The sequence below is a fragment of the Stappia sp. TSB10P1A genome, assembly GCF_900185725.1.
Classification (GTDB): domain Bacteria; phylum Pseudomonadota; class Alphaproteobacteria; order Rhizobiales; family Stappiaceae; genus Stappia.
Map to the genome: position 1 here is coordinate 14,350 of NZ_FYAU01000007.1, position 17,761 is coordinate 32,110.

At 65.1% G+C, this 17,761-nt stretch carries 13 protein-coding genes; 1 reads left to right on the plus strand and 12 read right to left on the minus strand.

Going from position 1 to position 17,761, the window contains the following annotated elements:
* Positions 1-6: 6 nt before the first annotated feature.
* The 9 genes from TSB10P1A_RS01385 to TSB10P1A_RS01425 form a co-directional block, all read right to left on the minus strand.
* A complete protein-coding gene (locus TSB10P1A_RS01385; RefSeq protein WP_186386117.1) occupies positions 7-1,554 on the minus strand; it encodes a ribulokinase in 1,548 nt (515 codons plus the stop codon).
* Positions 1,551-2,561, minus strand: coding sequence for an ABC transporter permease (locus TSB10P1A_RS01390; protein ID WP_186386118.1), 1,011 nt, complete (start codon positions 2,559-2,561; stop codon positions 1,551-1,553). Before TSB10P1A_RS01390 ends, TSB10P1A_RS01385 begins: the two co-directional genes overlap by 4 nt.
* Positions 2,558-3,571, minus strand: a complete 1,014-nt coding sequence (locus TSB10P1A_RS01395; protein ID WP_186386119.1) for an ABC transporter permease — start codon at positions 3,569-3,571, stop codon at positions 2,558-2,560. The genes TSB10P1A_RS01390 and TSB10P1A_RS01395 overlap by 4 nt, the downstream gene beginning before the upstream one ends.
* Positions 3,568-5,085 (minus strand): sugar ABC transporter ATP-binding protein, encoded by a 1,518-nt coding sequence (locus tag TSB10P1A_RS01400; RefSeq protein WP_186386120.1) that lies wholly within the window; start codon positions 5,083-5,085, stop codon positions 3,568-3,570. The genes TSB10P1A_RS01395 and TSB10P1A_RS01400 overlap by 4 nt, the downstream gene beginning before the upstream one ends.
* A 62-nt stretch (positions 5,086-5,147) precedes the next feature.
* A complete protein-coding gene (locus tag TSB10P1A_RS01405) occupies positions 5,148-6,158 on the minus strand; it encodes a sugar ABC transporter substrate-binding protein (protein ID WP_186386121.1) in 1,011 nt (336 codons plus the stop codon).
* A gap of 92 nt (positions 6,159-6,250) precedes the next feature.
* Complete coding sequence (gene xylB / locus TSB10P1A_RS01410) at positions 6,251-7,744, minus strand: xylulokinase (RefSeq protein WP_244292913.1); 1,494 nt, start codon at positions 7,742-7,744, stop codon at positions 6,251-6,253.
* Positions 7,745-7,805: 61 nt separating this feature from the next.
* Positions 7,806-9,344, minus strand: coding sequence for a glycerol-3-phosphate dehydrogenase (glpD, locus tag TSB10P1A_RS01415; RefSeq protein WP_186386122.1), 1,539 nt, complete (start codon positions 9,342-9,344; stop codon positions 7,806-7,808).
* Positions 9,337-10,164: an HAD-IIB family hydrolase gene (locus tag TSB10P1A_RS01420; RefSeq protein ID WP_186386123.1), complete on the minus strand. Its 828-nt coding sequence runs from the start codon at positions 10,162-10,164 to the stop codon at positions 9,337-9,339. Before TSB10P1A_RS01420 ends, glpD begins: the two co-directional genes overlap by 8 nt.
* The gene (locus tag TSB10P1A_RS01425) at positions 10,164-11,504 is read right to left on the minus strand and encodes a sn-glycerol-1-phosphate dehydrogenase (protein ID WP_186386124.1); all 1,341 of its coding nucleotides are present in this window, start codon (positions 11,502-11,504) and stop codon (positions 10,164-10,166) included. Before TSB10P1A_RS01425 ends, TSB10P1A_RS01420 begins: the two co-directional genes overlap by 1 nt.
* 179 nt (positions 11,505-11,683) lie before the next feature.
* Here TSB10P1A_RS01425 and TSB10P1A_RS01430 point away from each other — a divergent pair, with 179 nt between their 5' ends.
* Positions 11,684-12,688: a sugar-binding transcriptional regulator gene (locus TSB10P1A_RS01430; protein WP_186386125.1), complete on the plus strand. Its 1,005-nt coding sequence runs from the start codon at positions 11,684-11,686 to the stop codon at positions 12,686-12,688.
* A gap of 622 nt (positions 12,689-13,310) precedes the next feature.
* On the opposite strand, the gene TSB10P1A_RS01435 is transcribed toward TSB10P1A_RS01430, so the two are convergent.
* Genes TSB10P1A_RS01435 through TSB10P1A_RS01445 form a run of 3 tightly spaced genes read right to left on the minus strand, consistent with a single transcriptional unit; the run spans position 13,311 to position 17,756 of the window.
* Positions 13,311-14,465: an FAD-dependent monooxygenase gene (locus TSB10P1A_RS01435; protein ID WP_186386126.1), complete on the minus strand. Its 1,155-nt coding sequence runs from the start codon at positions 14,463-14,465 to the stop codon at positions 13,311-13,313.
* A 10-nt stretch (positions 14,466-14,475) separates the two neighbouring features.
* Positions 14,476-16,494, minus strand: coding sequence for a TonB-dependent receptor (locus TSB10P1A_RS01440; RefSeq protein WP_186386127.1), 2,019 nt, complete (start codon positions 16,492-16,494; stop codon positions 14,476-14,478).
* Positions 16,491-17,756, minus strand: coding sequence for an MFS transporter (locus TSB10P1A_RS01445; RefSeq protein ID WP_186386128.1), 1,266 nt, complete (start codon positions 17,754-17,756; stop codon positions 16,491-16,493). The genes TSB10P1A_RS01440 and TSB10P1A_RS01445 overlap by 4 nt, the downstream gene beginning before the upstream one ends.
* Positions 17,757-17,761: the final 5 nt, after the last annotated feature.

The window sequence follows — 17,761 nt, forward strand, 5'->3', positions numbered from 1 at the left end:
TCAGGCTCAAGGGCCCAGGGTGTCAGGCCGCATTGTCCGGGTCCGCTCCGCCATACGGTGCATCAGGGGCCTCAGGGCTTCGTGGGTCTCCCGGTAGAGGGCCAGCAGATCGCGGTAGGCGGCATGCCGCGACGGATCGGGTCGGATTTCCCGGTTGATCCTGACCATCTGGCGCGCTGCGCTCTGCAGGCTGTCATAAGCGCCAGCTCCGACAGAGGCGCCGATTGCCGCGCCCAAGGCGGTTGCATCGCCCACCTCGGGGATTCTCAGCGTCAGGTTGGTCGCATCCGCATGCATCTGCAGCCAGTAAGGCGTGCGCAAACAGCCCCCGGCCACGGTCATGCTGCCAATGGAAATGCCGTTGGCGGTCAGGCGCTCGATAATATTGGCCGTGCCAAGCACCACGGATTCCATCAGCGCCCGTGTGATGTCTGCGGCGCCATGCTTCATGGTCAGGCCCCAGACCGCGCCCTGCAGGTCGTAGTCGATGTAGGGATTGCGGTTGCCCTGCCAGAAATCCAGCGCGATCAGGCCATTGGCACCGAGCGGCACCTCCTCCGCCTCACGCATCATGCGCTCGAAATCGCTTTTCTCACGGCCAAAGGCCACTTCCTGCCACCAGCGCAAAATGCCGCCGGAGGACACCTGCCCGCCTTCCATGACGAAGAGATCCGGCACCACACAATCGGGATGCGGCCCGAAGATGCCTTCCACCTCGGTGTCGGCGTCTGTCATCGGCAGCACCAGATGGGACGTGCCGGTGATCAGCGCCGTCTCACCGTCGCGCAGGGTGTTGAGCCCGGCCATGGCAACATAGGCGTCGGTTCCCCCGCAGACCGTCAGGGTCGAGGTAGTCAGGCCCAGAGCCTCCGCCGCTTCCGCGCTCAAGGGGCTGATGGGCGCGCCGAAGGGCAGCATCCAAGGAGGAAAGCGGCTCTCGATTCCCTCCAGCCCCACAGCCTCGAACAGGCTCAGCGGCCAGCCTCCCTGGCGCGGATCGTAGAACCAGCGGTTGATCGTGTGATTGAGGCCAAGGGTCAGTTGGCCGGACAGACGCAGCGCCATGTAGTCGGCCATCTCGACGAACCAGCGGGTGCGGGCATAGCGCTCTGGTTCCTGCTGCTTGATCCAGAGAATCTTCGGCAGGGCGGTTTCCGCGCTGACACCGCCCCGTGACCGGCGCAGGGCCGGATGGCCGCTGGCTTGGATCTGGTGCGCCTGCGGGGACGCCCGGTTGTCCATCCACAAGATCGCCTCGCCGATAGGGGACAGATGTTCGTCCAGAGCGACAAGCGTGCTGGAGGTGCCGTCCGCGCAGATGGCGCGTACGCTGGCGGGGCTGACGCCCGCTTCCGCAACAGCCTCCCGGACGGCGAGACAGGCTGCCTGCCACCAGTCTTCCGGGGTCTGTTCGGCCCGGCCCGGTTGGGGGAAACGGGTGGGATAGTCCTTGCTGGCGACGGCAAGAAGCTTTCCGTCCGCGCCGCAGATCAGAGCACGGGCGCCGCCGGTGCCACAGTCCAGTCCGATGAACACATCAGACGATCCGCTCATTTTTCGCTCTCCCCGCCGCGGCTGCCATGACGGCGGCCGGCCCATGTGGCAACCCCGAGGCCAAGCGCCAGCAGAACGCCTTGAATGATCTGGCGCTGATAGTCCGGCAGGCCGAGCAGAGCCGCGCCACTAAACAGAACCCCGAGAAACAGGGTCGCGGTCAGGGTGCCGAGAATGTTCGGTTTGCCGACATGCACCATCATTCCGCCCAGCAGCACCACGGTCAGGCCGTTGATCAGAAAGGGGCCGCCGATGGTGGGCTGGCCGGAAGACAGGCTGGCCGCAAGCATCACCCCGGCCATGGCCGCGCAAAGGCCGGACAGGGTAAAAAGCAAGATCATCAGCCGGGTCACCGGCACGCCGACCGAGCGGACAGCCGCCTCGTTCTGGGCCATGGCATAGATGTAGCGTCCAAGCGTCAGCCGCTCCTGAATGTACCAGGCCGCCAGAGCCAGCACCGCCACCGGCAGCACGATTACCGGCACGACGGACAGAACAGGGGTATTGAGCATCCAGCCCAATGGCCCGGCATCGGCGATGCGGATCACGGTGCCCTTGCCCAAAGCGGCGGCGGCCGAAGCGCAGATGCCCGCCGTGGCGATGGTCACGATCAGGGCGGGCAGCCGCAATGCGGCAACGAGCCAGCCATTGATCAGCCCCGCCAGCACGCCGGTTCCAAGGGCAACGGCTATCGCTACGCTCCAGCCGTAGCCATGGGCGAGCAGCGCTGCCGTCATCATGTTGGCGAGAGCTGCGACCTGCATGAAGCTGACGTCAATCTGTCCTGCCGCGATCACCCAGGTCAGTCCCAGCACCATTACGGCCATGATGGAAAAGGAGCGCAGCATGGAAATCATGTTGGTGCTTTCCACCAGTTGCGGTCGCACCGAGGAAATGGCCAGCGTCAGCAGCACGAGCACGGCGACAAGCCAGAGGTTTGTTATTGTTCGGGCAAGCTTGCGCGCACGCGGGCGTCGAAAGGCGGGGTCCGGATAGGCCATGGTCATTCCTGCCACTCCCTTTTGTTGTTGGTCCTGCCGCTGCCCCGGAAGAACACCGCAAAGGAGCTGGCCCAGTTGCGGGCGAAACCGGAGAACGCCACCACACCCATGAGCAGGATGAGGCTGACCACGCCGTCGCTGTAGTAGTAGGGCACGCCCAGAAGCGAGAAGCCGTCGAGCAGCATGGTGATGAGCAAGATGCCCGCGAACGTCGCCAGCACGGAGGTGCCGGCCATCATGGCCGCGCCCAGGAAGACGCCCGCATAGGCCGGCATCATCAGGTTGGCGCCCTTGTTGGTCTCCGCATTGCCGCTTTCCGCCAGGATCAGCAGCACGGCCAGCACAGTGCAGACGGCGCAAAGCACATAGGCCAGAACCACGTAGTTCTTCACCTGGATGCCGGAGTAATGGGCTGCCACGGGGTTTTCGCCGGCCGCATAAAAAGCATGGCCCGTTCGGGTGCGGTGCATGACGAACCAGGCCGCCGCATAGACCGCGACCAGGAACCACAGCGACACGCCCAGCCCCAGGAAGCGAGCATCGTTCAAGTCGGTGATGCCGCTGGTGAAGAAGTTCTGAAAGATCGACCGGCCGCCCGTGTAGAGAAAGGCAAGGCCAGCGCAGACAGAGCCGGTGGCGATGGTCGTCACGATATCGGGCATGCCGAAACGGCTGATGGCAACGCCGGAGACCATGCCGATCAGACCGCCGGTCACAATGCCTATGGCGACAGCGGCCCAGAGCGGATAGCCCGCCGCAATGACCGCCCCCATGGTCATGGCGGTGAAAGCTGCGACCCCGGCAATCGACAGGTCGAACTTGCGGACCACCACCACGAAGGTCAGGCCGAGGGCCGCAAGGCCGTTGGCCGCCATGTGGCGGGCGATGCCGGAGAGGCTGGCGTGAGACAGGTAACGCGGCTCGGCGATGGTGAACCCGGCAGCCACCAGCACCACCAGCAGCAGGAAGACGAGCGCCCGGCCCCAGATGGAGGGAAGGGGAGACAGAAGTTTCATGCGTGGAGTTCCCCCATGATGCCGGCCATCAGCAATTGGTCGCGGGTGAAACCTTCCGGCCCCGGGTCGACCTGACGGCCCTTGTGCATGGCGATGGTCCGGTCGGCGACGCCGTTGACCTCGTCGCAGTCGCTGGAGAACACGATCACCGCCGCCCGTAAGGACAGCTCCCGGATCAGCGCGTAGATCTTGGCCCTTGCGCCAATGTCGACACCGACCGTCGGCTCCACGAAAATGTAAAGATCCGCTTCCCTGTAGAGGCCCTTGGCCAAAACGAGCTTCTGCTGGTTGCCCCCGGAAAAGTCGCTGGCCGCCGTGGTCAGGCTCGGCGGATGCAGGGCCATGGCGCGGGTGATCTCGCTGGCGTCCTGGCGCACCTGCCTGCGGCGCAGCATCCAGCCGCCGCCGCTGGCGCGCTTGAGATTGGCCAGCGGCACGTTGAACAGGGGCGAGCGGGTGAGCGTCAGCCCTTCCGTGCGCCGGTCGCCGGGCACGAGGAAAATGCCCGCATCAAGCGCTTCACGGGGAGATTTCGGCGCCAGGGTCCTGCCCTTCAGCACCATCTCGCCTTCTTCCGCAGGCTGAACGCCGTAAACCGCTTTCGCCAGTTCTTCCGCGCCCGAGCCGACCAGCCCGAAGATGCCGACCACCTCGCCCTTGCGGGCTTCAAGGTGAATGTTGCGAAAAGCGCCCGCACTGCCAAACCCCTTCAGACTGAGGACGGTCTCGCCAATCTCCAGCCCCTCCGGGCGGGCCGGGAACACATCGCCGATTTCCTCGCCCAGCATCAGCGTCGCCAGAGACTGGTCCTGCCGCCTGGCCTCCTCTACGCTCATCCGCGCAACGCAGGTGCCGTTGCGGAAGACGGAGAAGCTGTCTGCGATGGCGAACACCTCTTCCAACTGATGGGTGATGTAGATCATCGAAATGCCCTGGGCGCGCAGTTGGCGCATGAGCCTGAACAGGTCCTCCCGCTCCACCTCTGTCAGGGTCGAGGTCGGCTCGTCGAGGATCAGAACCTTGATGTCATCACTGGCGATCGCCTGAAGCACGGCCACGGCCTCGCGCTCGACGGCGGGCATCTGGGCCACGGGCTTGGACAGATCCAGCGGCACGGAGAACCGGGCCAGCAGCGCCTTGGCGCGCTTTTCCAGCGCCTGACGGTCGACCCGGGCAAACAGGCTGCGGCCGGCGCTTTCCCGGCCCAGAAAGATATTGTCGAGACCGCTCATGTCCGGCACCAGCTCGGGATGCTGCTGCACCGTCGCAATGCCCGCGCCGATGGCGTCGTTCGGCCCGCGGAAGTGCACATTCTTGCCAGCGATGCGGATGCTGCCGCTATCTTTCTGGATGATCCCCGAGAGGATCTTGATGAATGTGGATTTGCCTGCGCCGTTGATGCCCAGAAGCGCGTGGATCTCGCCTGCCTCGACGCGGAAATCCACGCCGGTGAGGGCCATGACCGGACCGAACCTCTTGGACACGCCGGACGCCTGAAGGATAGGCGTTCCCATGAGCCTTGCTCCCTTTCGTTCGAGAATCCGCGGAGCCAGCAATGGCCCCGCGGACTTTTCCGTCACAGAGCGCGGGTCCAGCCCAGCTCGGCCGCACGGCCCGGCACGTCGAAATCGTCCGGAATACCGTTGGTCAGCATTTCCTGCGTCACGGCGTAGGTCGGGGTGATCACCAGGCGGGGCGTGTTGCGCCCGGCGAGCTTCTCATGGGCGTAGAACACGCAGGCATAGGCCATTTCGTAGAAGCTCTGCGCCATGGAGAGCTTCAGCGGCGTGCCGCCCGCGATATAGTTGAAGGCCTGCGATCCGCCGTCGATACCGGTGATGATCAGATCGTTGCGGCCTGCGGCGCGAGCCGCCAGCGTGCCTTCCACAGCCGCCCCGTCCCAGGCGCACCAGATGGCATCCACGTCCGGATTGGAGGTGAGGATGTTGTCCACGGCCTGCCGGGGCGAAATGTTGCCTGCCAGCGCAAAGGCCCATTCGGCCACCACCTTGATGTCCGGATAGCGGCGCAGGGTCCATTCCATGCCCAGGGTGCGCTGATCCCAGCTCTCGTTCTGCGGCAGCATCACACGGGCAATCCGGCCCTTGCCGTTCAGGGCCTTGCAGATGTACTCGCAGGAATATTGTCCCATGCCGAAGTTGTTCGACATGGCCGTGGTCACCACTTCCGCGCCCGGCACCGCGCTGTCCGCGCAGAAGACCGGGATACCGGCGGCAATCGCCCGCTTGACAGCCGGGGCAATGGCGGCCGCATCCGCCGGAGTGATGAACAGGGCGTCGGGCTTGGTTGCCACCAGCGAGTCGATCTGGTCGGACTGGACGCGGGCATCAAACCCGGCGTCGGTCGCATTCAACGTACCGCCCAGGTCGGCAACGGCGGCCCGGAACCCGTCCTGCAGGTGGCGGCCGGAGTCATAGGTGGTCCAGCCCAAAGCGGCGGCAAAGTTCGGATTCGCCCCTTCCGCTCTGAGGCCCTTCGGCCACAAGGCAGCCGCACCGGCAAACGCCGCGGTGCCCATCATGAAGGTCCTGCGGTCGAAACCGGATACTGTCTTTTCCTCGGTCATTCCTGATCCTCCTCCACTTTTGCCCGCCCGCGCATTCCGCCGGGCCGGGCCTTCCTCCCGCTGCATCCGTCTCCTCCCGGAGGCAGCCTTCCTCAGCAAAGCCCGGTAAACGCCTCCCAGCGTTCAAAGGCTTGCGCATAGCTGGCCGCAAAGGCCGCTTCCGGCTCAACGACACCCCGGATGGCGGGACGCTTGAGAATCGCTTCCGGCGGCATGTTGCTGGCGGCGATCATGCCCAGCCGGGCCGCGCCAAAGGCCGCGCCAAGTTCGCTGGCTTCCGGCAGGTCCAGTTCGACACCAAGGCTCGTAGCCAGCATCGACATCCAGACACGGGACCGGGACCCGCCGCCGATGGCGAGCAGCCGCTTCAGGTCCGTGCCGCTGGCACGGAAGGCGTTGGCGCATTCCAGCACCGCAAAGGCCACTCCCTGCATCACCGCCTGGGCCATCGCCGCATCGTCATGCTGATGGGCCAGGCCGAGAAAACCGCCCCGGATTGCCGCGTCGTCCCGCGGGGACCAGCAGCCATCCAGAAAGGGGACAAAGAGCAGATCCGTTGCCGGGCGCGGCTTGTCACCGACAAGGGCTGCAAGTTCCGCCGGGCTCTTCTTCAGCCGGGCGGACAGCCAGGTCAGGCAGGATGTTGCCGACAGGACCACCGACATCTGATGCCAGCGGTCAGGGACCGCATGGCACAGGGACTCGATGGCCGCTCCGCCGGCATTGCGCGGCGTGTTGTTGGCGACGAACAGAACCCCGGAGGTGCCGAGCGAAACTGTGCCCTCACCATCCTCGATGACACCGGTGCCGCAGGCGCCGCAGGCGTTGTCGCCGCCTCCTCCCGCGATCACGGGCCGCCGGTGCATGCCCCAGCGGCTGGCAAGTTCGGGCAGAAGCACCCCGGAAACCGCTGTTCCTTCGCAAAGACGCGGCATGTGCGACCGGTCAAGGCCACAGGCCGCCAGCATCGCGTCCGACCAATCCCGGCGGGCAAGGTCGACCCACATGGTTCCGCTGGCATCAGCCATGTCCGACACCATCTCCCCTGTCAGCCGCAGGCGGATATAGTCCTTTGGAAGCAAAACCTTATGGATATGGGCGAACAGCTCGGGCTCGTGGCGGCGCAGCCAGAGAAGCTTGGAGGCGGTGACGCCGGGGGTTGGCTTGCGCCCGACCCGGTCCAGAAGGTCGGGGACCGCGGCTTCCAGCTCCCGGCATTCTGCGCCGGTGCGGGTGTCGTTCCAAAGGATCGCCTGCCGCAGCGGCTTGCCGTCCTCGCCCAGGACCGTTGCGCCATACATTTGGCCGGACAATCCGATGCCTTCCACGGCGGCGAGCTTGTCAGGATGGCTGGCGGCCAGAGCATCCAGCGTCTCGGTGACGGCGTCCCACCACAGGGACGGATCCTGCTCGGACCAGCCCGGATGGGCGCGAGTGACGGCGAGCGGGCGCGATGCCGCTTCGGCCACCAGTTTCTGCTCCCCGTCGATCAAGATCGACTTCACCCCGGACGTGCCAAGGTCGATGCCTAAAAACATGATGTCTCCTCCCAGTTCCCGCCGCCCCCACGGCAGGTGAACTCTCATGTCCCTTGCTGCTTCTCTTGTCTGTCAGTCCTCCTGTCGTCCCCCTTGTCTTCCTGATTGCTCAGGCCCTGCGCGCGGCTGCTCCCGCACCCGTCTCCTCCAGGAAGTGATCGAGCGCTTCGATCTCGTCAGGGCGCATGCGCAGACCCAGCTTGCTGCGCCGGAAGACGATATCCTCGGCGCTGACAGCCCATTCAGCCTCCTGCAGGTAGCGGACCTCCGCCTCGTGCAGGCCCGCACCGAATGCCTGTCCCATCTCCTCACGGGACCGGGCATCTCCGATGGCGGCTCCCGCACGGGTCCCGTACTGGCGCACCAGCCGCACGGCCTCAGCCCTGCTCAGGAACGGGTGATCCTTCTGGAACTTGTCCACCACCGCATCGAACTCTCCGGGCGCAAAGCCGCCCCCTGGCAGCGGAAACCGGCCAGTCCAGCCCGCAGCGAGACCGCCCCTGGCAGGTTGGCCGATACGGGAGACGATATGCTCCATCGCAGCCTCTGCCAGCCGTCTGTAGGTTGTGATTTTCCCGCCGAAAACAGAGAGAACGGGCGCCTCCTCGCGGCCGTCCACGTCCAGCACGTAATCCCGGGTTGCTTTTTGGGCTTCCGAGCTGCCGTCGTCATAAAGCGGACGCACGCCGCTGTAGGTCCAGACCACGTCCGCGGGCGTGACCGGCGTCTTGAAGTAGCTGCTTGCCAGACCGCACAGATAGGCGATCTCCTCCTCCGAGGCCGCCACCTTGGCCGGATCGCCCGGATAGTCCCGGTCCGTGGTGCCGATCAGCGTGAAGTCATCTTCATAGGGAATGGTGAAGACGATCCGCCCATCCGCATTTTGAAAGATGAAACAGCGGTCATGGCTGTAGAGCTTGGACACCACGATATGCGAGCCCTGCACCTGGCGGATCCGACCTTTCGGCGGTGTCCCCGCAATCTCCCGCGCAACGGCATTCGCCCAGGGGCCGCCCGCGTTGATCAGCATGCGGGCGGTGAGGGTCTCTTCCCGTCCGGTCAGCAGGTCACGGGTCGTCACCCGCCAGCCACCGCCCGGCAGCGGTTTGGCGCTGGTGCAGCGGGTGCGTGAGCGGATCACCGCGCCGCGCTCATGGGCATCGCGGGCGTTCAACACCACCAGCCGGTTGTCCTCCACCCAGCAGTCCGAATATTCAAAGCCAAGGGTCAGATCGTCCCGCAAACCCTCTCCCAGCGGGGACCGCTTGAACTCTACCTTCGAAGTGCCCGGCAGCAGCTTCCGCCCGCCCAGGTGATCGTAGATGAAGAGGCCGAGGCGTAGCAGCCAGGCGGGGCGCATGCCCTTGGCGTGCGGCAGCACGAAGCGCAGGGGCCGGACGAAATGCGGCGCGATGCCCCACAGAACCTCCCGCTCGACCAAGGCTTCCCGCACCAGGCGGAATTCGTAATGCTCCAGATAGCGCAGGCCGCCGTGAAGCAGCTTGGTCGAGGCGGAAGACGTCGCTCCGCCCAGGTCCCCCTGCTCGCACAGGAAGACGGAATACCCCCTGCCCACCGCGTCGCGGGCGATGCCGCAGCCATTGATGCCGCCGCCGATGATGGCCAGATCGTAGCGCGTCTCAGGCATGGTTCAGCTCCGCTGTCCGCAGGGAGCCACGCGCTTCAAGAATGCGCTCGGCGATCTGCACGAAGCCACCGCCGCCCTCGGCATCCGCCACATAGGCAGGCGGGTTGAAGCTGGCCGGATCAAAGTCCCGGACATTCGCGACGCCACAGGAATTGACGAAGAAACCGAACATCGGCCCGTCGTTCGGGCTATCGCCCGCAAAGACGATCCGGTCCCCGTCCCGGTCGATATCGAGACCGAGAATGTCCTTGGCAAAGATCCGGGTCATGGACAGCTTGTCGTAGTTGCCGAACCAGCCGTTCACATGGATGGACGATAGCTTGGCCACCGCCCCGGCCTCGACGAAGATATCAAGAATGCGCTGGACCTGATCTTCCGGCAGCGGGGGAACGTCCTCGCAAAAGTCGATGGCCAGATCCGCCTCGCGGTAAAGCTGGTCGGAGGCAATGCCCGCACCGGGAACCTCTCTCAGGATCTTCTCACGAAGGGCTTCGAGCTTGGCCCTGTTGGCCCGCCGTTCTTCACCTGACGCAAAGAACTTCTGGCGCATGACACGGGCATCCCGGTCATACGAGAAATAGAAGGCGCCATTTTCACCCACCACACCGGCCACAGGCCAGAAGCGGGCAATCATGTCGCACCATCCTGCGGGGCGGCCCGTGATCGGCACCACCGCAAGCCCCGCCTGAGCCAGCTTTTCCAGCGCCTGGTAGGCGGCGGCGGGCAGTTGGCCATCGGTGGTCAGCGTGTCGTCGATGTCGGTCAGCACGGCCACACAGCGCGCCAGTGCCCGGTCATCCATGTCGCGCAGGGGTTTCATCAGACGGTTTCCTCAATGAAATCTTCCAGAATGCCCATGTCCGCAGCCATATCGAGCAGGGAGTAGCGGTCGCGCATTTCGCGGCAATAGCGCAGGGCATCCGCATAAAGCTGCCGGTCGAGACCGATTTCCTGGGGCGTTGCCCCGCCGCCGGCCGCTCTCAGATGCGCGGCCATTTCGTCCGCATCCAGCATCATTGCGCGCAGGGTCCGGCGCAGCTCCGGCCAGAGCTCCGCAAGGCGCGTGTTGAAGGCTGCCGCTGCTGCCTCGTCCATCGCCTTGGCCCGGCTGGCCTCAAGGCAGTCTTCGACGGCCGCGTCGGGATAGCGGGCGCGGATGGCGGCCTCATCCGGCTGCCAGGGCTTCACTCGGGGCGCTTCGTCCCTGGACAGGATCCGGTCTTGCAAACGGGCCATGGTGATGGAGGCGACCCCCACCTGCTGTCCATGCACGGTGCCTGGATGACGGCTGCCTGCGAAACTGTCGATCCAATGGGAAATCTGGTGCTCGCCCATGGAGCCCGGATGGCTCATGCCCACCACTGCAATGCCGAGGCCGCCGAGGGTCAGCAAGCGCTGCAGATAGCCGATGGCCTCGTGGTCCCGTGCACCAAGTCCGGCGGTGCGCTCCAGCACCGCCCGCTCATCGTCCTGCTGCAACACATAGGGTGCAGTGGCATAGCGTGTGCTGAGCATGACATGAGAGAAATACCAGTCTACCTGGGCTGTCGGCCGGCACAGGCTGTCGCCCAGCCCTGCCCCGATCAGATATTGCGGCGCTCCGGCGGACACAGCGATGTCGATGAAAACCCCCTTGGCCGCATGGGCGTTGCGAGTGGTCTTCAGGCCGGAGTCGAGCGTGATCGAGGCCGTGGATGAGGTGTATCCGTTCATGGAGGGCGCGGTGCCGAACACGCTGTAGGACCGGCCGTCGAGATAGGTCGCGTATTTGCAAAGGTCGTTGATCGTGCCGGACCCGACAGCCACCAGCGCCGCGTGCTTCTTCGTCCGCTCCTGAAGGGCGCGGACACAAGCCATGTCTGCATGGGGATGGTCGAGAAGCACAAGCTCGGCCCGGTTGCCGATACGGCTGGCAATGCGCGAGCCCATGGCATCGGCCGTATGGCTGTCACAGACCACCGCATAGCTTTCCGCCGGCATCACGCTGTTCAGCATGTCCGGCGCGGCCTCGGCGAACCCGTCACCAATGTCGATGTGGCGGAAGGGAACGGAAACGGGAGCGCCCGTGTCCGGGTCACGCCACCGGCCTTGCGTCACGTCGCCGATAAGGGCGTTCCAGCCCCCGCTCAGCGCATGGCCTGTCATGCGCGGCACGTTCATTCACCCCTCCCAAGCTTGAACCCTGCCTCTGGGATGAAAGTTGCCAGTTCTTGTTGGCATATGTCAATGACGTATTTCAGAATTATGTGGCATATGCCAAAAAATGCGGGAGGCCGCTCTAAACAATGGAAACCGGCGCGAAAATCTGCCAAGGACGGCTCAGGACGGAAGGAGCCTGCATGTCGAAGAAGTACAATCAGGGGAAGAGCACGGCGGAGGTCCGCGGCGGCGCACCACGACGGGCAGTGCCCTCGCAATTCGCCATGGACGAGGTGCTGTGGGCGGCTTGGCTCTACTATGAGCAGGGCTACAAGCAGGACCAGATTGCCGAGGAGCTGCGCATATCCCGCGCTTCGGTGTTCAATCTGCTGCAACGGGCCAAGGATGAGGGCGTTGTGACAATCGCCATCGACCCGACCCGCATGGCGCGGATCGAGATGGCGCAGAAGCTGTGCGAAAAGACGGGGCTCAACGAGTGCTATCTGCTGCCGCATGCGGGCGGGGCCGCGCCGCTGACAGAGCTGATCGGCCAGCTTGGCGCCCGGGTTCTGGAAACCCGCCTGCAGCCGGACGACACTATCGGCGTTGCCTGGGGCCGCACTGTGCTGAGCCTGTCCCGCACCCTGACCCCAGGCCGCTTCCCGGGTATCACAGTCGCCCAGACCACCGGCAGTTCTGCGGCGACCTTCGACTTCTCACCGGTTCTGTGCACGTCCAACATCGCAGCAAAGCTGAATGCTCGCGCCGTCAACCTGCATGCGCCGGGCGTGGTGTCGTCACCGCACGTGAAAGATATCCTCATGGCGGAACCGGCCATACGCGAGCATTTCGAAATGCTGCGACACTGCAGCAAGATCCTTTTTGGCGTGACCCAGTTGACCGGCCCCACCCTGTTGGTGCAGGGCGGTTTCATGACCCAGGAGGAAATCCAGTGCTATCTCGACCTTGGCGCGGTCGGCTTCGCCTCCGGCTATTTCTTCAATCGCGATGGAGAGATCGTGATCAGCGAGTTCGATGAACGGCACATCACCATGGACGAGGAGGAAATGTGCAACGTGCCCGAGCGCATCTGTGTGGGAGGCGGCCCGGAAAAAATCGAGGCCATCCACGCCATGCTCCAGTCCCGCCTTGCCAGCATCCTCGTTACCGATGAAGCCACAGCCTTGGGCATCCTCAGTCTTTAAAGGGGACCAGAACCTTTTCACACCTCGATGTCGAGGGCGGCGGTGAAGAGGCGGTCCAACTGCCGTGACAATGGCCGATTATCAGTGGCCGATTATCATTGGCCGGCCGAAGCGAACTGCCCCCGGGGCACCGATCACAACGCCCCGCCAGTCGGCGTCGGGCGTGTCGATGTCCTCAATGTCGAACAGGCTGAGGCGGTGCATCCGGCAGAGCCTCCTCAGTTCATGCTTTGTTCTAAATCTGCACCAGAAACGCCAAAAGCCCCGTCCGTGAGGATCGGGGCTTTCGTCTGAAACGTTGATTTTGATTAGGTATTCTGGTTGCGCGGGCGTGCAATCATCATTACTTGCGACCGCCCTCCCCTCTTCACGCCACGCTGCTCCAGATGGACACGGCGCTCCTTGGAGAATTATTTGGCACAGCAGCGTAGGGAACAGACTCAATGATCCCACATGTTGAGTTGTGCTTTTATCGGCGTACCTATGCTTCGACGACGATCATTGTCGATTGGGGTCAAGTCAGCAAACAAAGAACTTCAGCTGTCGACGGGTAAAGGGTCGATTGCACTCCTGCAGAAAATCGCAAGATGGTGCTGGTAGCCGAACACGTGCGGGCAGGTCCTCACGCAATCGAGAGCGAGGACGCTTCCATCTTGCGGGCCATCAGACGCACCAATGGAGGGCGCATGAGGGCCGGAATGACCCAGGACTGGACCGCAAGGCCGAAGCGGCTGCGCGGCACGTAATGCCCGCCGATCTTCTCCGACTGCTTCTGCAGCCTCGTCGCCACGGGGCGCAGCCGCGCCTCATAGGCAGCCAGCGCCTCGGCCGGCGGCCGCGACGCCAGTTCGGCCGCCAGCACATAGGCCCCGACGACGGCCGTGGAGGTGCCCTGCCCCGACAGGAAGGTCATGCAATGCGCCGCATCGCCAATCAGAACCACCCGGCCGCGCGACCATTGCGGCACCTCGACCTGGCAGATCGTGTCGAAGAACCCGTCCGACCAGTCGACGCCATTGCGGAACGTGTCGGACACCAGCGCCGGCCAATGCGAGAAGCGACTGGCGATCCGGGCGGTGCGTTCCTCCGCCGGCACGCGGGAGATCTCCTCGTCGCGCCAGCAGAACAAGGTCGACACCGTGCCGTCGCCGACCTGGTAGAGACCGGCCTGCAGGTCGATATCCATGAAGGCTGCATAGTCGCAGTCCATCGCCTGCGACGAGGGCAAGCGCCACGCGGCGCTGCGATAGCCGAGCGGTTTCAGAAACTCCGAATGCGGGCCAAACTGCAGTTCCCGCACGCCGCTGCGATAGCCGTCAGCCGCCACCACAAGGTCGAAATGCTCGCTCGACCCGTCCGAGAACCCCACCTCCACCGCCTCGCCCTTATCGGCAAGGGCGGTGATGGTGGTGCCATAGCGGATCGGCACCCGGCCCGCCAGTCGCTCGACCAGAACCTCCTGCAAGGCATCGCGCAGGATCATCAGCATGCGCTCGCCGCAGGCCGCCGACAGATGGCGATAATTGTAGGAGAACAGCTTGCGGCCTCGCGCGTCCCGATAGTCGGCCTGCTGGATCGAGATGGCTCGCGCCTTCAGGGCATCGATCAGGCCGAGCCGCTCGGCGACCTCCCAGCCGCCAAGATGCAGGCCGACCGCATAGCCGGCGGTGCGCAGCGCTGGTGCCTTCTCGACGATGACCGGCGCCATGCCGGCGTCGAGCAGGCAGTTGGCAAGCGCAAGGCCCGCCGGGCCGGCGCCGGAGATCAGGATCCGCATGCCTGCCGCCTCAGAAGGTGATCTTGAGGCGGCCGCCGATGGTGCGGCCCTTGCCCAGTTGGTAGACATTGCCGAAGCCGCTGGAGCTCGCATCGAACCCATAGACCGTATAGGTCTTGTCGGCGATGTTATCGACGTAGAAGTCGGCGACGACATTCTCGCCATGCTTCCACGACACCCCTGCGTCGAACAGCGCGTAGGCGCCCTGCCCCACGGTGTTGGCTTCGTCGAACCAGGTCTTGCCGACATAGGAGACGCCGGCGCGCGCGGTCAGGTCGCCGAAGTCGCCCGGCAGGCCGAACGTATAGGCCGCGGTCAGGTTGGCCGTGACATCCGGCGCGTAGGGCACCTTGTTGCCGGTGAGGTTGACGCCCGGATTGGCGGGGTTCCGGTAGCGGCTGAAATAGGTGTCGTTGAAGGCAATCCCGCCCGACAGCGAGAACGGCTGCACCGGCTGCCAGCGGGCCGTCAGGCTGACGCCCTTGCTCTCCACCTTGCCGACATTCTGCAGATACTGGCCGGTGACCGGGCCGACGGAAAGCTGGTAGTCGTCCGTCATCGTGAAATAGACGGAGGAGCCAAGCTCCAGCGTGTCGTCGAACAGACCCGCCTTGATGCCGGCCTCATAGTTGTAGCTGTGCTGCGGCTGATAGGAGAAGCCGATATTGGCCGGGGTCACCGCGCGTGTGAAGCCGCCGGCCTTGAAGCCCGTGCTGAACAGCGCGTAGACGAGCACATCGTCGGTGACCTTGTAGCTGGCGCCCACCTTGGGCGAGAGCGCCGAGAAATTGGCGCTGTTGGTCTGCCGGATACCGGCCAGCGTCGTGGCGGCATCGACCTGCTCATAATCGAAGCGCAGTCCGCCGGTCAGGTCGATCCGCTCGCTCGCATGCCAGGTGACTTCGCCGAAGGCCGCGTAGGAGCGGATTTCCTGATGCGAGGCGAGGGTTGCGGCCGGCACCTCGCGGCGGAAGTCGAGATCCTGGAAGTAGAGGCCGGCGACATAGTCGAACATCGCGCCCTCCTCCGGGTTGGAGGCGATGCGCAGTTCCTGGTTGAACGTCTTCTGCCATTCGGGCGTGTAGGAACCGAAGATCGTCCGCAGCAGCGAGCGGTCCTGATAGCCGGTCAGCGCGGTGATCGTCGCCGGACCCAGGTCGTAGGAGGCGGTCAGGCCGTAGCTGTCCGTCGTCAATTCGTAGTGCGAGGGCACCGGCAGCGAGATGCGGCTGTCCAGCATCGACTGCATCACGAAACGTTCCTCGTCGGACGTGCGCTGGCTGCGGCCGTAGGAGAGCATGATGTCGAGCGGGCTGCCGACGGGGGCGTAGCGCAGGCGGGCCTGGCCGGCCAGCGTCTCGCTGTCGCCGGTGCGCTCACCGGTGAACATGTCGCGCATCTCGCCGTCCTCGTGTTCGGCGCTGAACCAGGCGTCGCCGTAGAGCACGTCCTCGATCAGCGCGCCGCCGAAGGCGACGCCGCCAAGCGCGCCGAGATTGGTCACGTTCAGGACCGGGCTGAGGAAATAGTCGTTGCCCGGCTTGCGGGTGACGACGTTGATCACGCCGCCGATGGCGTTGCGGCCATAGAGCGTGCCCTGCGGGCCGTAGAGCAGTTCGACCCGCTCCAGGGTTTGCGGCAGCAACTGGCTGAACAGCGCCTGATCCTGCGGCAGCCCGTCGACATAGAGCTGGGTCGCCGGATTGTAGAAGTCGACGGACGACTGGCCGCGCACGGTGATGCCGGAATAGGCCCGGCTCGAACGCTGACGGACCAGCACGTCCGGGAACACCCGGTCGATCCGGTCGATGGTGGTGAAACCGCGCTCCTCGAGTTCATCCGCTTCAACGGTCGCGATCTCGCCGATCGCCTCGAAGGCCTCCTGCAAGCGCTTGGTGGCCGAGACGAGAATGCGGGGAAGCGCCGTCGGTTCGCCGGACGCGGCACCCTCCTGGGCGTGCGAAGGGAACGGTCGCAGGACGGCGATCAGCGCGACGAAGGAAACACCCAGCAGAGCACGGCTTCTCATTGTTGATTTCCTTGTATTTCCAGCGCCCCGTCGACAGACAGAGGCGGTTCCGAAGCAATCGAGAGGCGCCGGGCGAGACCCGCACCGACGAGAAGCAGAACAGCGGCAAGGGCAAAGACGGCAGCATGCCCGAAGGTCTGGCCGATGAAGCCGGCGGCAATGCCGAAGGCGATGGCCATCACCGCGTCGGCGCTCTGCAGCAGGGCGAAATCGGTGCCGGCCTGACGCGGCGAGCACCAGCCGATCATCACAGCGTAAAGCGCGATCATCGACGTCGCCGCGGCGGCGGACTGGGCCAGGATCAGCGGCGCGACGAGATCCTTGGGGACGATACCGCTCCACACGCCCGCGAGCGCCAGGAACAGCGTCGCGTTGGCGAGGGCGGCGAGCATCAGGGCACGCGCGGAAGGACGCCGCAGCACCGCCATCATCGCCAGCGCGGCGGCGAGCCCGGCGGCGGCGCCGCCCGCTCCCTTGAGCCAGCCGATCTCGGCAAGCGTCAGCCCGGCATCGACCAGGAACGGCCCGATCAAGGCGATGCCGAGCCGCAGGCCCGACTGGTAGACCAGCATGAAGCCGAGGCCGCGGCGATACTCCATCCTGCGGAACGACGCCGACAGGCGCGGACGCGACAGCCCCGCCGCAACCGGCACCGGCGCGCCGGCCTCGATCCCCCGCGCTGCGACGGCCGGGATCGTCAGCACCGCGACGACGCCCGCCATGAACAGCATCGAGGCCTGCCAGCCGAAGGCGGCATAGACCGGCAGCCACGCCCCGACGCCGAGAAGGAACCCGACATAGCCGCCGAAGACCCCGGCGCTGCTGACGGTGGCGCGGCGGCTTTCGTCGACCGCCTCGACCGCCAGCGCATCGGTGGCGATGTCCTGGGTCGCCGCGAAGACGGCAACGGCCAGCAGAACGCAGAGCATCAGTTCGAAGTGCCCGGCCGGCGACAGCAGCGACAGCACCGCGAAGCTCGTCACGATCAGTGCCTGGCACAGCAGCAGCCAGGACCGCCGGCGGCCGAGGCGGACGACGCAGAAGCGGTCGACCAGCGGCGCCCACAGGAATTTCAGCGCCCAGGGCAGGAACAGCAGCGACAGCAGGCCGATGCGGTCGAGCCCCATCCCCTCCTCCCGCAGCACGGTCGGAAGACCGGTCTGCACGAGGCTGCCGGTGATGGCCTGCGCCGCGTAGAGCCCGATGAACAGGCTGACGATCCTGAAGGTGAAGGCGCCTGAAGCGCGCGGATGCGATGTCATGAAGT

Excerpts from the sequence above, each read along its gene's own strand:
- TSB10P1A_RS01420 (WP_186386123.1), bottom strand. The coding sequence starts at position 10,164 with ATGAAACCCCTGCGCGACATGGATGACCGGGCACTGGCGCGCTGTGTG.
- TSB10P1A_RS01405 (WP_186386121.1), bottom strand. The coding sequence starts at position 6,158 with ATGACCGAGGAAAAGACAGTATCCGGTTTCGACCGCAGGACCTTCATG.
- TSB10P1A_RS01390 (WP_186386118.1), bottom strand. The coding sequence starts at position 2,561 with ATGACCATGGCCTATCCGGACCCCGCCTTTCGACGCCCGCGTGCGCGC.
- xylB (WP_244292913.1), bottom strand. The coding sequence starts at position 7,744 with ATGAGAGTTCACCTGCCGTGGGGGCGGCGGGAACTGGGAGGAGACATC.
- TSB10P1A_RS01430 (WP_186386125.1), top strand. The coding sequence starts at position 11,684 with ATGTCGAAGAAGTACAATCAGGGGAAGAGCACGGCGGAGGTCCGCGGC.
- TSB10P1A_RS01440 (WP_186386127.1), bottom strand. The coding sequence starts at position 16,494 with ATGAGAAGCCGTGCTCTGCTGGGTGTTTCCTTCGTCGCGCTGATCGCC.
- TSB10P1A_RS01435 (WP_186386126.1), bottom strand. The coding sequence starts at position 14,465 with ATGCGGATCCTGATCTCCGGCGCCGGCCCGGCGGGCCTTGCGCTTGCC.
- TSB10P1A_RS01400 (WP_186386120.1), bottom strand. The coding sequence starts at position 5,085 with ATGGGAACGCCTATCCTTCAGGCGTCCGGCGTGTCCAAGAGGTTCGGT.
- TSB10P1A_RS01425 (WP_186386124.1), bottom strand. The coding sequence starts at position 11,504 with ATGAACGTGCCGCGCATGACAGGCCATGCGCTGAGCGGGGGCTGGAAC.
- TSB10P1A_RS01385 (WP_186386117.1), bottom strand. The coding sequence starts at position 1,554 with ATGAGCGGATCGTCTGATGTGTTCATCGGACTGGACTGTGGCACCGGC.
- TSB10P1A_RS01395 (WP_186386119.1), bottom strand. The coding sequence starts at position 3,571 with ATGAAACTTCTGTCTCCCCTTCCCTCCATCTGGGGCCGGGCGCTCGTC.
- glpD (WP_186386122.1), bottom strand. The coding sequence starts at position 9,344 with ATGCCTGAGACGCGCTACGATCTGGCCATCATCGGCGGCGGCATCAAT.
- TSB10P1A_RS01445 (WP_186386128.1), bottom strand. The coding sequence starts at position 17,756 with ATGACATCGCATCCGCGCGCTTCAGGCGCCTTCACCTTCAGGATCGTC.